The sequence below is a fragment of the Streptomyces sp. PsTaAH-137 genome (assembly GCF_003259365.1).
Lineage (GTDB): Bacteria > Actinomycetota > Actinomycetes > Streptomycetales > Streptomycetaceae > Streptomyces.
This window is the reverse complement of record NZ_QLLY01000011.1, coordinates 17,392-31,851: the sequence shown is the minus strand read 5'-3', so window position 1 is coordinate 31,851 and position 14,460 is coordinate 17,392. Positions and strand designations below refer to the sequence as shown.

The 14,460-nt window shown below is 73.5% G+C and carries 9 protein-coding genes; 6 read left to right on the top strand and 3 right to left on the bottom strand.

Features of this window, described 5'->3' with window-relative positions; translation table 11 throughout:
- Positions 1 to 39 precede the first annotated feature (39 nt).
- Positions 40 to 873 carry a putative hydro-lyase gene (locus tag K377_RS24060; RefSeq protein WP_111665581.1) on the bottom strand — a complete coding sequence of 278 codons (834 nt, stop codon included), beginning with the start codon at positions 871 to 873 and terminating at the stop codon, positions 40 to 42.
- Entirely contained in the window at positions 870 to 2,177 is a 1,308-nt protein-coding gene (locus tag K377_RS24055) for an MFS transporter (RefSeq protein ID WP_111665580.1), read from the bottom strand. Before K377_RS24055 ends, K377_RS24060 begins: the two co-directional genes overlap by 4 nt.
- A 168-nt stretch (positions 2,178 to 2,345) precedes the next feature.
- Here K377_RS24055 and K377_RS24050 point away from each other — a divergent pair, with 168 nt between their 5' ends.
- The 4 genes from K377_RS24050 (at position 2,346) to K377_RS24035 (ending at position 10,306) form a co-directional block, all read left to right on the top strand.
- Positions 2,346 to 3,044, top strand: a complete 699-nt coding sequence (locus K377_RS24050) for a GntR family transcriptional regulator (protein WP_111665579.1) — start codon at positions 2,346 to 2,348, stop codon at positions 3,042 to 3,044.
- A 69-nt stretch (positions 3,045 to 3,113) separates the two neighbouring features.
- On the top strand, positions 3,114 to 4,640 hold the full coding sequence (locus K377_RS24045) for a hypothetical protein (protein WP_111665578.1): 1,527 nt from the start codon (positions 3,114 to 3,116) through the stop codon (positions 4,638 to 4,640).
- Between the two features lie 79 nt (positions 4,641 to 4,719).
- Positions 4,720 to 5,613, top strand: coding sequence for a hypothetical protein (locus K377_RS24040; RefSeq protein WP_111665577.1), 894 nt, complete (start codon positions 4,720 to 4,722; stop codon positions 5,611 to 5,613).
- A 52-nt stretch (positions 5,614 to 5,665) separates the two neighbouring features.
- Entirely contained in the window at positions 5,666 to 10,306 is a 4,641-nt protein-coding gene (locus K377_RS24035; RefSeq protein ID WP_111665576.1) for a hypothetical protein, read from the top strand.
- A gap of 19 nt (positions 10,307 to 10,325) precedes the next feature.
- On the opposite strand, the gene K377_RS24030 is transcribed toward K377_RS24035, so the two are convergent.
- Entirely contained in the window at positions 10,326 to 10,778 is a 453-nt protein-coding gene (locus K377_RS24030; RefSeq protein WP_375605950.1) for a hypothetical protein, read from the bottom strand.
- Between the two features lie 366 nt (positions 10,779 to 11,144).
- On the opposite strand from K377_RS24030, the gene K377_RS24025 reads away from it, so the two are divergent.
- A complete protein-coding gene (locus K377_RS24025) occupies positions 11,145 to 14,018 on the top strand; it encodes a nitrate- and nitrite sensing domain-containing protein (RefSeq protein WP_111665575.1) in 2,874 nt (957 codons plus the stop codon).
- On the top strand, positions 14,015 to 14,452 hold the full coding sequence (locus tag K377_RS24020) for a roadblock/LC7 domain-containing protein (protein ID WP_111665574.1): 438 nt from the start codon (positions 14,015 to 14,017) through the stop codon (positions 14,450 to 14,452). Before K377_RS24025 ends, K377_RS24020 begins: the two co-directional genes overlap by 4 nt.
- The last annotated feature ends 8 nt before the right edge of the window (positions 14,453 to 14,460 follow it).

Sequence of the window (14,460 nt, the reverse complement as noted above, 5' to 3'; positions counted from 1 at the left end):
AGTGCGGCGAACCGTGCCGCTCACGCGGGTTGCCCGCAGTCAGTACGGCGGCACGATCCGGTACTGCTCGTCCCGGGTGTCCGCGACGAACATGTGCCCCGGCGCGTGGGTGATCGCGAACGGGGGCCGGGACGCCATCACGGCCGCCTGCGGTGTCACCCCGCAGGCCCAGAAGACCGGGATGTCGCCGGGGGCCCGGTCCACCGGGTCGCCGAAGTCCGGCGCGTCGAGGTCCGTGATGCCGAGGACCCTCGGGTCGCCGATGTGCACCGGGCCGCCGTGTACCGCCGGCATCAGGGAGGTCTCCCGGATCGCCGCCTCCAGGGCCTGCGGCGGTACCGGGCGCATCGACACGACCAGCGGGCCGTGCAGCCGGCCCGCGCCCCGGCACGCGCGCGTGGTCACGTACATCGGCACGTTCCTGTCCTGGTCGACATGGCGCAGCGGCACCCCGGCCGCCGCCAGCGCCCACTCGAAGGTGAAGCTGCACCCGAGCAGGAAGGAGACCAGGTCGCCGCGCCAGTGGTCGACCACGTCGGTCGGCTCGGCCGTCAACTCGCCGTGCTCCCACACCCGGTAGCGCGGCAGATCCGTGCGCAGATCGGCGCCGGGAGCCAGGACGGTGGTCCGCTCGCCCGCGTCCGTGACGTCCAGGACCGGGCACGGCTTCGGGTTGCGCTGGCAGAACAGCAGCATCTCGTAGGCCCAGTCGGCCGGTACGGCGATCAGATTGGCCTGGGTGTGGCCGCGCGCCCAGCCGGCGGTGGGGGCGCTCGCGCCGTCACGGAAGTGCGCGCGGGTCCGCTGAGGCGTCCAGGAGGCGGTGCCGGTGGTGTCGGCGAGGTCGTGGGCGCGGTCGTCGGTGAGGTTCACAGCAGTTCCTTCCCGCGGGTCTCCGGCAGTCCGAGCAGCGCCACGACGGCCAGGGCGTACCCGAGGGCGCCGAAGACGAGCGCGCCGCCCACGCCCCAGCTGTCGGCGAGGAAGCCGACCAGGGTCGGGAAGACGGCGCCGACGGCCCGGCCCGTGTTGTACGTGAAGCCCTGTCCTGTGCCGCGTACGGCGGTCGGGTACAGCTCGCTCAGATACGAGCCGAAGCCGCTGAAGATGGCCGACATGCAGAAGCCGAGCGGGAAGCCGAGCACCAGGAGGAGGGTGTCGGCGCCGTCCGGGATGTGCGTGTACACCAGGATGCTCACCGCGGACAGCACCGCGAACAGCACGATGTTGCGCTTCCGGCCGAGCCGGTCGGTGAGGTAGCCGCCCGTCAAGTACCCGATGAACGCACCGGAGATGAGGAACGTCAGGTAGCCGCCGGTGTTGACCACCGTGAGGCCGCGGTCCGACTTCAGGTAGGTGGGCACCCAGGTGGCGAGCGTGTAGTAGCCGCCCTGCACGCCGGTCGACAGCAGGACCGCGAAGAGCGTCGTGCGCAGCAGGCCGGGGCGGAAGATCTCGGTGAACGACCCTTTGCGGGCGCTGCCTTCGAGCGTCTCCGTCGCCTGGGGGGCGTCCTGCACCCGGCGGCGCACCCAGAGCACCAGCAGGGCCGGCAGCGCGCCGGTCCAGAACATGACGCGCCAGGCCAGATCGTCGTCGAGGAACTGGAACACCACGGTGTAGACGACGACGGCCAGGCCCCAGCCCGCCGCCCAGGCGCTCTGCACGGCGCCGAGCGTGCGGCCCCGGTGCCGGGCCGAGGCGTACTCGGCGACCAGGATCGCGCCGACCGCCCACTCGCCGCCGAAACCGAGCCCCTGGAGGGCGCGGAAGACGAGCAGCGTCTCGTAGTCGGGCGCGAATCCGCACGCCACGGTGAACACGGCGTAGAGGCCCACCGTGAGCATCAGGGCCCGCACCCGCCCGTACCGGTCGGCGAGCACGCCCGCGCCGGCCCCGCCGATCGCCGAGACGACCAGGGTGACCGTGGTGATCAGGCCGGTCTGGCCGCTGTTCAGCCCGAAGTACGCGGCCAGCGCGACCATGCTCAGCGGCAGCGTGAAGTAGTCGTAGGAGTCGAGGGCGTAGCCGCCGAAGGCGCCCGCGAACGCGCGCCGGCCCCGCGGGCCGAGCGCCCGCAGCCAGCCGAGGGCGCCGTCGTCGGAGTGGGGGAGCGGGGAAGGCGGTGCGGACGTCCCGGGGACGGTGGTGCCCGGCGTCGGTGGAGTCGTGCTCATGAAGCACCTCGCAGAAGAACTCGGGAACTCACGGGGAGATGAGCGTGCGCAGAGCGTGCGTGGTGGTGCGTGCAGGAGAGCCGTGCCTGAACGCCAAGGTAGAGGATCGTTGAACAATCCCTCAATACCCACGTTGTTTCGTTCTTGTATCTGCGCTTGAATTCGGCCGTGGCCACGGAAGAACTGAACGCACTCGCCGACGACCGGGCGCTGCTGGGACGCACCAGCACCGCCGAACGCGTCGCGGACATCCTCAGGACCCGGATCGCGGAGGGCTTCTTCCCGCCCGGCACCCGCCTGTCCGAGGACAGCATCGGCGGCGCGCTCGGCGTCTCCCGCAACACCCTGCGCGAGGCGTTCCGGCTGCTCACGCACGAGCGCCTGCTGGAACACCGGCTGAACAAGGGCGTCTTCGTACGGGTTCTGAGCATCGACGACGTCCAGGACATCTACCGGACCCGGCGCATGATCGAGTGCTCCGTCGTGCGCTCGCTCGGCGAACCGCCCTTCGCCCTGGACCGGGTGGCCGCGGCCGTCGAGGGCGGACAGCGCGCCGCGGCGGCCCGGGACTGGAAGGGCGTCTCCACCGCCAACATCCACTTCCACCGCGAACTCGTCGCCCTCGCCGGCAGCGAGCGCACCGACGAACTGATGCGCAGCGTCCTCGCCGAACTCCGGCTCGCCTTCCACGTCGTGGACGATCCGCGCCGCCTCCACGAGCCCTACCTCGCCCGCAACGCGCGGATCGTCAAGACCCTCGCCGACGGGCACCGCGACGAGGCCGAGGCCCTGCTCGCCGACTATCTCGACGACTCCCGCGACGGGCTCGTCGAGGTGTACGGGCAGCGGGTGGCCCGAGAGGCGTGACGGTCCCGGTGGGCCGAGGCATCTGCGTCGTTTCGACCGTTGTCGGACCCAGCGCCTAGTCTGTGCTCCGTGACTTCGCCTGCCCCCACGGAATCCGTTCCGCCCCAGCTCAGCGCGGGGCCGCGCCCGGCACCGGGCCCGGCCGCCGACGAAGGGCTCGCGCGGCGGCTGCGCGCGCTCGCCTGCACCGCGCCCCTGCACGACCTGGACGTGCGCAAGGCGAACCTCGCGGGCGAGTACTCGACGTACGGCATGGCCGAGGTCGCCCTCTCCGCGATCGACCTCGTCACGCTGAACATGGACTTCGACACGGGCGCCGACCACGAGCAGATAGTGGCTCGTCTGCTGCCCCGCATCGCCGCGCAGGCCCCGCAGCGCCCGGTGGCCGAGCACGAGCGCGTGGCGCGCTGGGTCCTGGAGAACCTGATCAACGTCGGCAGCGTGGACCGTGGCTTCCGCGCGGTCTACGGGACGTTCGCGACGGACGGCTCCTACGTGCGGCGCGACTACGACTTCAAGCTGATCGAGGAAGTCCCCGGCTACGGCGGCAGCGTCTACCTCCGCACGACGGACGAAGCGGTGAACGTCCTCGTCGGAGCCCTCGACACCGATGTCACCAGCGCCCAGATCGCCGCCGAGGTGAAGCTCGACGTCCTGATCAGCCGCGGCCGCCTCGCCGACGCCCAGCTCGCCGCCGAGCAGGCCCGCTACCGGACCGTGCAGTACTCGGAGACCCTGCGCAAGGCGCTCGACGCCACCCGCCGCAATGTGCGCGCCGTCGACTGGCTGCGGGCCGTCCCCGACATGATCGCCGAAGCCCTGGACCACGTCGCGGACCGCTACCGCCACGAGAACGCGATCCTGACGAACATCCGCAAGGCGCGCGACGAGTCCGAGGACCCCGAGCAGAAGCGCCGCGCCGCCGAACTCGTCGACATCGTCAAGGACTGCATCCGCCGCCACACCCAGCTCCAGTCCCGGCTCCTGGAGGCCGGACCGCTGTTCCGCGCCGAGCAGGACCGGCAGGCCTTCGCCACCCCGTCCGCGCGCGCGGGCCTCGACCTGTACGGACAGCTCGTCGCGCCGCTGCTGCCGCTCCCCGTCCAGGACGCGCGCAAGGTGACGGACGCCTTCTTCGCGCGCGGCACCGGGCTGCGCACCCCCGTCTCCGTACGGGTCGGGGACCTCGTCGACATACTGCTGACCCCGCCCCTGGAGCGGGAGCACCTCGGCGCGGAGATGCCCGAGCCGGACCTCATCGAGACCCCGGACGACAGCCGGTTCAGCGAGGCCCAGCTCGCGAGCGCCAAGCAGCTCCTCGACCTGCCCGCGGACGCCCCGCGCCGCCTGTCGGGACTGCTCGCCGACGCCCGCCGCCGCGACCCCGAACTGCCCTACCTGGTCGCCCTGTTGGCCGTGCACGCGGCGAGCCCCGCCGTCGGCACCGCCTACCGGCAGGGCGAGGAGAAGCTGCTGTTCGCGGTGGACGACGGCACCCAGCTCGACGACGAGGAGTTCGGCGGCGCCGACCTCATCGTGGGCACCGCGCTGCTCGACGCGGCCGGCATGGCCGCGGACCGGACGGAGGCCGCGTGACCCACGGACCGCGCCGGAGGTACGCGCGCCGGATCCCCGGGCGCCCCACGTACGTAGGAACGATCAAGGAGCACCGCCCGTGACCGAGCACCCCGAAGAGCACGCCGAGTGGGGCGAGCCCGAGGCGTCGGGCCCGGCCAGGGGCGCGGCCCCGATCACCCCGGCCGACGCCGCCGACGCCGCGCGGCTCGTCGCCTTCGGCCTGCAGCCCAAGCTCCAGCCCTCCCGTGACCAGGAGTACCAGGAGCTGCTGCGCCGCTACCGCGAGGACCCGGCCTTCGCCCGCCTCGCCGACGCCGTCGCCTCCGGTCTCGGGCTCGTCGTCCTGGAGGTCTCCCCGCGCGCGGGCATGGCCGTGACCGCCGCCGAGGACTCCGTGTTCGCGGTGCGGATGGGCGACTACGCCCGCAGGACCGCCGCCGACTCCACCGACCGCTTCCTGCACGGCCTGGCCCATCTCGCCGTCGCCGCGCTCGCCTTCCCGCGCCCCGAGGACCTCTCCGACGACGGCTACATCGGGCGCGTGAGCGTCAACGGCGTGGACGCGTTCGTCCGCCAGGCCTGCCGCAAGCTGGAGGAGCGGGCCGATGAGCAGGGCGAGAACACCGACCCGGCGACCGACGCCCCCGGCCTCGAGGCCGCCTGGCGGATCTGGGCCCGGCGCAGCTCCACCGGCGCCACCAAGGACACCCGCCGCCTGGCCAACTCGACCACCGGCATCGTCGCCAAGGCGGTCACCTTCCTCACCGACTCGGGCTTCCTGCAGAGAACGGGCGACGACGGCGGCGGCACCTACCGCACCACGGCCCGCTACCAGCTCCAGGTCCGCGACATGGCGGGCACCGCCGCCATGGCCGAACTGCTCGACCTGGGCGTCGTGGCCGTCACCGACGGATCCGCGAGCCTGGTACCGCCGATGGACGAGGACGCGGGCGACCTCGTCGCCGACGCGGGCCTGCCGTTCCACTCCTGACCGCGCCCCTGCCGAATCTTCTGAACTTCCGTACCTACCACGAGAGTCCGCCATGTACGAGCTGTCCCGGATTCGCCTCTACTCCATCGGGCCCGCCGGCGCGCGCTACGCCGACACCGTGCTCGACCTGCGGGGCGTCGGCGCGCCCGTGCCCGACCCCGCTCCCACCCAGGCGGAGTTCTTCGAGGACGAGCCCGTCGGCCCGCCGCGCCGCCCCGCGCCGGCCGGAGTGCTCTTCCTGGAGAACGGCGGCGGCAAATCGGTCCTGCTCAAGCTGATCTTCTCGGTCATGCTGCCGGGCCACCGCAACACCCTCGGCGGCGCCAGCTCCGGCGTGCTGCGCAAGTTCCTGCTCGCCGACGACTGCGGACACGTCGCCCTGGAGTGGCAGCACACCCTCACCGGCGAGTGCGTCGTCGTCGGCAAGGTCAGCGAATGGCGGGGCCGTCAGGTCTCCAACGACCCGCGGAAGTTCGCCGAGGCCTGGTACTCCTTCCGGCCCGGCCCCGGCATGAGCCTGGACGCGCTGCCGGTGGCGGAGTCCACCGCGGTACGGCCCATCGTCGAGGGCGCGTCCAGCGCGCAGGGCCGCCGCCGCACCATGAAGGGCTTCCGCGACGCGCTCGTCGAGGCGGGCAAGGCCTATCCGCACCTCGAAGTGCACTGGGAAGAGATCCACGACCGGTGGAACGAGCACCTGGGCGACCTCGGCCTCGACCCCGAACTCTTCCGCTACCAGCGCGAGATGAACGCGGACGAGGGCGAGGCCGCCGGCCTCTTCGCCGTCAAGAAGGACTCCGACTTCACCGACCTGCTGCTGCGCGCCGTCACCGACACCCGGGACACCGACGGCCTCGCGGACCTGGTCGGCGGTTTCGGCAACAAGCTGGGACGGCGCTCCGAGCTGATGGCCGAGCGGGACTTCACCGCAGGCTCCGTGGATCTGCTGACCCGGATCGTGGAAGCCGCCGACACCCGGGCCCGCGCACGCGACATCCACGCCGCGGCCGAGCGCCGTACCCGCACCCTGGCTCGCCGCCTGTCCACCCGCGCCGCCGTCGAGCGCGGCCGCGCCGGAGACCTCGCCCAGCAGGTCACCGCCGCCGCGCACACCGTGACCGAGGCGGAGTCCGCCCGCGAGCGCAGCGCCCTGATCGCCGCCGAACTCGCCTACCGGCACGCCTCGCTGGCGCTCGCCGGAGCCGAGAAGGCCGCCGCCGCGCAGAAGCGCGAGCTGGCCGACGCCCGTACGCTGCACTCCGCCTGGCAGGCCGCCGAGGCCGTCCTGCGCCACCGCGCCGCGGCCGACCGCTCCGCGCGCGTCGCCGTCGCCATCCGCGAGGCCGAGCGGGACGCGGCCCCCGCGCTCGCCGCCCGCGCCAAGGCCGCCCACGACCTCGTCCGCGCCCTGCACAGCGCCGCCGAGCGGGCCGAGAGCCACGCGAACGAGGAGGAGGAGCGCTCCGCCGTCCTCCAGGAGGCCGGCGAGACCGCCCACCGCGACGCGACCGCCGCCGCCACCGACGCCCAGCGCGCCCGCAGCGAGCTGGGCCACCTGCGCCAGCGGCTCAGCGAGGTCGAGCAGGAGACCGCCGAGGCCGTCCGCGCCGGCTGGCTCGACGACAGCGCGCCCGACGCCGACCCGGCCCGCGCCGCGCTCGCCGCCGCCGACGCAGAGAAGACCACCGTCGCCGCGTGGGACACCGCCCGCGAGGCCGCCCGCCGCGCCTCCGAGCACGCCCGCGAGACCGCCACCACCGAGGCCCGCGCCGAGCTGACCGCGGCCCGCGCCGCCGACGCCGCGAGCGCCGCCGAGAGCGCCCACCAGGCCGAGGACCGGGCCGCCGCGTCCCTCGCCGCCGAGGAGCGCCTGGCCGAACTGCTCGGGGTGAACGGGCCGTTGCGGGAAGGCGGACAGTCTTCGGCCGGGGCAGCCGACGCGCCGCTCACCACCGACGACCTCGACCGCGCCGCCGACGACCTCAAGACCCTCCTCGACGACTCCGTGGCCTCCGCGGAGCGGCAGCTGTTCGACCTGCGCACCGCCGCGGCCGACGACTCCCGCATCCTCGGAGCCCTCGGCGACGGCGGCCTGCTGCCCCCGGGCCCCGATGTCCTCGCCACCGTCGAGTTCCTCGGCGAGCACGGCATCCCGGCCCTGCCCGGCTGGCGCTACCTCGCCCAGTCCGTCGACCCGGCCGACCACGCGCGCGTGCTCGCCGCCCGGCCCGAGCTGGTCGACGGCGTCATCATCACCGACCCCAACTCCCACGTCAGGGCCAGGGAAGCGCTCGCGGGCGCCGCACTGCTGCCGCGGTCCGCCGTCGCCGTCGGCACCGCCGCCGCCCTCCTCGCCCCGACCCCGGCGGAGAACGCCTCCGACGAAGGCGTCTTCCTCGTCCCGCCGAACCCGGCCATGCACGACGAGCACGCGGCCGACGAGGAGCGCCAGGCACTGCGCGAGCGCGCCGCCCGTCGCGACGAGGACATCCGCGCCCTCGCCGGACGCCTCGCCAAGGACCGCGAGCTGGCCGCCCGGCTCGGCTCCTGGCGCTCCGGCTGCCCGGCCGGCTACCTCACAGAGCTGGCCGGCGTCGCACGGGAGGCCCGGACGTTCGCCGAGGAGACCGAGGCCGAGCTCGCCGAGGCCCGCACCGCGCGCGCCGAGGCCGACGAGATCGCCGCCGAGGCCACCCGAGTCCGCGACGAGCGACAGGAAGCCGCACAGAAGGCCCGCCGCGCCGCCGACGCGCTCGCCGGACTCGCCTACCGGCTGCGCGAGCGCGCCGCCTGGCAGGCCAAGGTCCGCGAACTCGCCGACGAGGCCGTCGAGTTCGAGGCCCGCGCCCAGACCTGCCTGGAGGGCGCCCGCGCCGCGGACGAGGACCGGCGCGCCGCCCAGCGCTCCGCCGACGACGCCCACCGCACCGCCCGCACGCTGCGCGCCGAGCGCGCCGAGATCGCCGGCGCCCCCGACGACGTACCCGAGGGGGAGGCCCCCAAGGCGTCGCTGCCCGCCCTGCGCGAGGCGTACCGCGCCGCTTCGCAGGTGTACGAGAAGGTGGGCGTCGGCGCCGACCTGCGGGCCGAGCAGGCGCGTGCCGAGAGCGACGAGAGCGCCGCGCTCGCCGAGCTGAACCGGCTCACGAACAAGGTGCGCACCCGCGCCGCCACCCTCCTCGAATCACCCGAGGGCGCCGACGGCCCGTCCCGGCAGGCCGCCGCGGCCCGCGCCGACGAGCACGTGCAGCTCCTGGAGACCCGCGCCTCCACCGCGAGCGAGCAACTGGGACGACTGCGCGGGGAGGCCGAGCGGCACGCGCCCGAGGACGGCACCGCGCACACCGAACTGCCCGACGAGCTCGTCCCCTCCGACACCGAGCACGCCCAGTCGCTGCTGCGCACCGCCACGACCGAACTGGCCGTGCGCACCGACGCGCTGGCGACCGCCCGCGCCGCCCACACCGAGCTGCTCGACGCGCACCGCGCCGCCGAGGACGGGGCGGGCGGCTTCGACGAGACGGCGGCGCTCCTGCGCGACCTGCTCCGCGACCACACGGCCGACGCCGACGAGCAGGAGGAGCCCGAGCCGTACCCGGGCACCCTGGAGGAGGCCCGCACCGCCGCCGGCGAGGCCCGGCGCTCCCTGCGCGGCTGCGCCGCCGACCTGTCCGGCGCCGAGGCCGCGGTCCGCGAGGCGAGCGACATCCTCGTACGGCATGCGAACGCGACACGGTACGAGGCCGTGCGCACCCCCGCCCGGCAGCAGATCCGGGAGCTGCCGGCCGCGGCGCTGCCGGAGCACGCGCAGAAGTGGGCCGACGCGTTCGCCCCGCGGCTGCGGGTCCTCACCGACGAGCTGGCACAGCTGGAGCGGAACCGGGACTCGATCGTCGACCGGCTGCGCGGACTGGTCGAGTCCTCGCTCGCCACCCTGCGCTCCGCCCAGCGGCTGTCCCGGCTGCCGGAAGGACTCGGCGAGTGGTCCGGGCAGGAGTTCCTGCGGATCCGCTTCGAGGAGCCCGACCAGGCCACGCTCACCGAACGGCTCGGCGAGGTCATCGACGAGGCGACCCGCGCGGCTGTCAAGAAGAACTCCGACCTGCGGCGCGACGGCATGTCCCTGCTGCTGCGCGGGGTCGGCGCCGCGCTTCAGCCCAAGGGCGTGGCCGTCGAGATCCTCAAGCCGGACGCCGTGCTGCGCGCCGAGCGCGTCCCCGTCGGGCAGATGGGCGACGTGTTCTCCGGCGGACAGCTGCTCACCGCCGCCATCGCGCTGTACTGCACGATGGCCGCGCTGCGCTCGAACGACCGGGGCCGCGACAAGCACCGCCACGCGGGCACGCTGTTCCTCGACAATCCGATCGGCCGCGCCAACGCCACGTACCTGCTGGAGCTCCAGCGTGCCGTGTCCGACGCGCTCGGCGTCCAACTCCTCTACACCACCGGCCTGTTCGACACGACGGCGCTCGCCGAGTTCCCCCTCGTGATCCGGCTGCGCAACGACGCGGACCTCAGGGCGGGCCTGAAGTACATCAGCGTGGAGGAGCACCTGCGCCCGGGACTCCCGCAGCAGGATCCGGAGGGCGAGACGGTGCACGGCGAGATCACGGCCACCCGGATGTTCAAGCGGCCGGCACAGCAGCAGCCCCAGCCCCAGCCCCAGCCCGAGGCTCAGCCTCGGACGAGCTGACGATGTGCGGGGCGGGGCGTCACGTGTGCGTCAACTGCCCGGCCCCGCCCTGAGTCCGTATCTTCTCCGTGCCCCGGCCGCGGGAGCGTGCCGCCCGGTGGGCGTGGCGGCGCTCTCTTCGCAGCTGCCGGGCCGTGCTGGCCGGGACCGAGACGACGCCGTGCCGCTGATTCCACACCTGGCGCGTCACCCAGACGTCCAGAACGCCCCACGTCGCCACCACCGTGCTGGCCACGCTGCTGAGCACCATGGGGAAGGCAAGCCAGGATTCCGCCAGAGTGCACAGCGTCGCGACCATCGCCTGGATCAGCGTGAGCGAGGCGATGAGCACCGCCCGCACCGCCGCCGTCCGCACGGGATCGGGCATCCGGCGTCGCTTCGCCGGCTCCTCGATCCACAGTTCGCGCTGTCCCGCCGTACTCATCCGCATCACTCCCCGCCGCTCCCGGGCCCCGGCCCGATGCCCCCGCATCGGCCTGCACAGTGACTGCCCGGTTTGATCACCTTTACGCCATCGATGCCGGGTGTCCGACTCCCTGCGCATGCCCCCGTACCGCCCTGTGATGTACGACGAACGGAACGCGCCAAAGATTCCCGCGCATCATTCCGGCCAACTCTGCGCGAAGCGGGGCTGATTGTGTTCGCCGCAGATTGATTGAATCTTGGGCCGCAATCTCACCCAATGAACGGACAACTCCGGACGTCCGCACCGAAGACGTGTCGGACAGCATCCGGACAGGTCTTCGAGTTGTTCCTGTGTCAGTAGTAGGCTCGCGCCCGCTTGTTGACGCACATGTGTGCCCCTGACCGACCGCAGGGGGCCGATCTGGGGGAGGCCATGCGCTTTCGCGGGAAGTCCATCCGCCGGAAGATCGTGGCGCTGCTGATGGTGCCGCTGCTGTCCCTGACAGCCATCTGGGCCTTCGCCTCGGTGATCACGGGACGCGCCGCCCTGGAGATGTTCTCGGCGGGCCGGGTCGTCGACGGCATCGGCTACCCCCTGGCCGAGACCGGTCGCGTCCTCCAGGAGGAGCGCCGTCAGACGCTCGTCTATCTCGCGGATCCCCGTGCCTCCGACGCCCAGTCCGCTCTGCGGGCCAAGCGCAGCGCCTCCGACGAGGCCATGAGCGAGGTCAAGGAGAAGGCCCGCGACGCCGACCTCCGCGGCGACATGGACGGCGACGCGCGCGCGACTCTGGACGCCGCCGTGGAGGGCTTCGACGGCATCGAGTCACTGCGCCGCAACGTCGACGAGGGAACCGTCACCCGCGGCCAGGCCCTCACCTTCTACAACCGCCTCATCGAACCGACGCACGACTTCCTGCTGGGAATCGTCTCCTTCGACGACGCCCAGGTGGAACGCGAGGGACGCGCCGTCGTCGGCGTGGTCCAGGCACGTGAACTGCTCGCGCGGGAGGACGCGTTGGTGGGCTCCGGGCTCGTCGCCCGCCGCCTCACCCAGGACGAACTGCGCCAGGTCTCCGACCTGATCGCGCAGCGCACCCTCCTCTACGAGACCAACCTCGCCCTCCTCCCCGAGGACGAGCGCTCCCGCTTCCAGCGGTACTGGAGAAGCGCCGACACCGCCCCCCTGCGCAACGCCGAGGAAGCCGTCGTGAACGGCGAGCCCGGCACGCCGAAGGGCGTCACCGTCGAGAGCTGGGACAAGGCCTCCAGCCGTGTGCTGGACACCCTGAAGACCCGTAACACCGAAGCAGCCGATCACTACGAGACCGGGGCCCGGCCCGTCGCCGTGCAGGTCTTCGTCCGGGCCGGGATCGCCGGCGTGCTGGGCCTGCTCGCCCTGCTCTTCTCCGTCTTCATGTCGCTCCGCATCGGCCGCAGGCTCGTCCGTGACCTGCGCCGCCTGCGCCTCCAGGCGCACGAGGCGTCCGGCGTGCGGCTGCCGAGCGTGATGCGCCGTCTCGCGGCGGGGGAGACCGTCGACGTGGAGACCGAGGCGCCGCGGCTCACCTACGACAAGGACGAGATCGGCCAGGTCGGCCAGGCCCTCAACACCCTGCAACGGTCCGCCGTCGAAGCCGCCGTCAAACAGGCAGAACTGCGCCGGGGCGTCTCCGAGGTCTTCGTCAACCTCGCCCGCCGCAGCCAGGTCCTGCTGCACAAGCAGCTGACCCTCCTGGACGCCATGGAGCGCAGGACCGAGGACACCGACGAACTCGCCGACCTGTTCCGCCTCGACCACCTCACCACCCGTATGCGCCGGCACGCCGAAGGCCTGGTGATCCTCTCCGGCGCCGCCCCCTCCCGGCAGTGGCGCAAGCCGGTGCAGCTGATGGACATCGTGCGTGCCGCCGTCGCCGAGGTGGAGGACTACGAGCGGATCGAGGTGCGCAGGCTGCCGCGGATCGCGGTGACCGGGCCCGCCGTCGCCGACCTCACCCACCTGGTGGCCGAGCTCCTGGAGAACGCCACGGTGTTCTCGCCCCCGCACACGGCTGTGCAGGTGCTCGGCGAGAGCGTCGCCAACGGCTTCACCCTGGAGATCCACGACCGCGGCCTCGGCATGGCCGCCGACGCGCTGCTCGACGCCAACCTGCGGCTCGCCGAGACCCCCGAGTTCGAACTCTCCGACACCGACCGGCTCGGCCTGTTCGTGGTCAGCCGGCTCGCCCAGCGGCAGAACGTCCGCGTCTCGCTCCAGCCGTCCCCGTACGGAGGCACCACCGCGGTCGTCTTCATCCCGGACTCCCTCCTCACGGACGCGACGGACACCGAGGGCGCCGGGTTCCGTCTGGACCGGCCCGAGGCGGTGCGCCGCACACCGGCCGCCCAGCGCGGCCGGAGCCTTCCCGCCTCCGACGGCCTGCCGGGGCTGCCCCCGTCGCTGCTCGACGGCCCTGTGGAGCTGGAGGCGCCGCTGGCCACCTCCGACATGACTTCGTTCCCCGGGGCCCTCGGCGACGACGACAGCGAGCGCGGCGCACTCTTCCGCCCCCGCCGCCCCGTGGCCGGCACTCCCGGCGAGCAGCACCAGCAGGCCGACGACGCCGACCGCGACGGCCTCTTCGGCCCCCGCCGGGGCAGCGACGGCGACCACGGCAAGGCCCCCGGCGGCGGTCTCGTGCCGCTGCCCCGCCGACGCACTCCCAAGCTGGTCAGCTCGCACGGCAGGCCCGTCACGCACACCCGGCCGGGGGAGGGCGACCGTACGGGCACCGGAGCCGGTGAACGGCACGACCGGGACGGCGCGGACCGGCCGCGGAACACCGTGGCGCCCGCGCCGCCCGCCGACCTGCCCAGGCGCCGCGCCCGTGCCGCCGAGCCCGCTCCCGAACCGCGGACGGGGCCTGCCGACGCCGGACTGGGAGGTCTGCCCCGCCGCGTACGGCAGGCGAGCCTGGCCCCGCAGCTGAAGGACGGCCCGGACCGGCGCGACGACCGCACCACGGGCCTGGTCGAGACGACCGCCACGGAGCCCGCCGAGCGGGACGCCGATGAGGTACGCAGCCGCATGGCCTCGCTCCAGAGCGGCTGGCGGCGCGGCCGCGAGGAGAACGCCGCGGACGACGCAACCGTCCCGCAGGGCGGAACCGCGACGAACGACGGCACGGCCACGGACGACGGCACCGCCGTACAGGACAGAGCCGCCACGAGTGATCAGAACGCCGTGGGCGACGAGCGCGCCACAAGCGACGAGAGCGCCGACGGCACAGCACAGGGAACGACATCTGAGGGGGACGGTCGATGACCGCACCGAAGGCCAGCGCGCACACCACCCCGGGGGGTTCGGGTGAGCTGAACTGGCTTCTGGACGATCTGGTGGAACGCGTGGCCAGCATCCGCAAGGCGCTCGTGCTGTCCGGCGACGGACTGCCGACCGGGGTCTCCCAGGACCTCACCCGCGAGGACAGCGAGCACCTCGCCGCTGTCGCCTCCGGCTTCCACAGCCTCGCCAAGGGAGTCGGCCGGCACTTCGACGCGGGCGGCGTCCGGCAGACGGTGGTCGAACTCGACGACGCCTTCCTGTTCGTCACCGCGGCGGGCGACGGCAGCTGCCTCGCCGTCCTGTCGGACGCGGACTCCGATGTCGGCCTCGTGGCCTACGAGATGACCTTGTTGGTCAAGCGCGTCGGCGCCCACCTGGCGACGGCACCGCGCACGGAACCACCCGCCGGAGGGTAGTGGGTTGG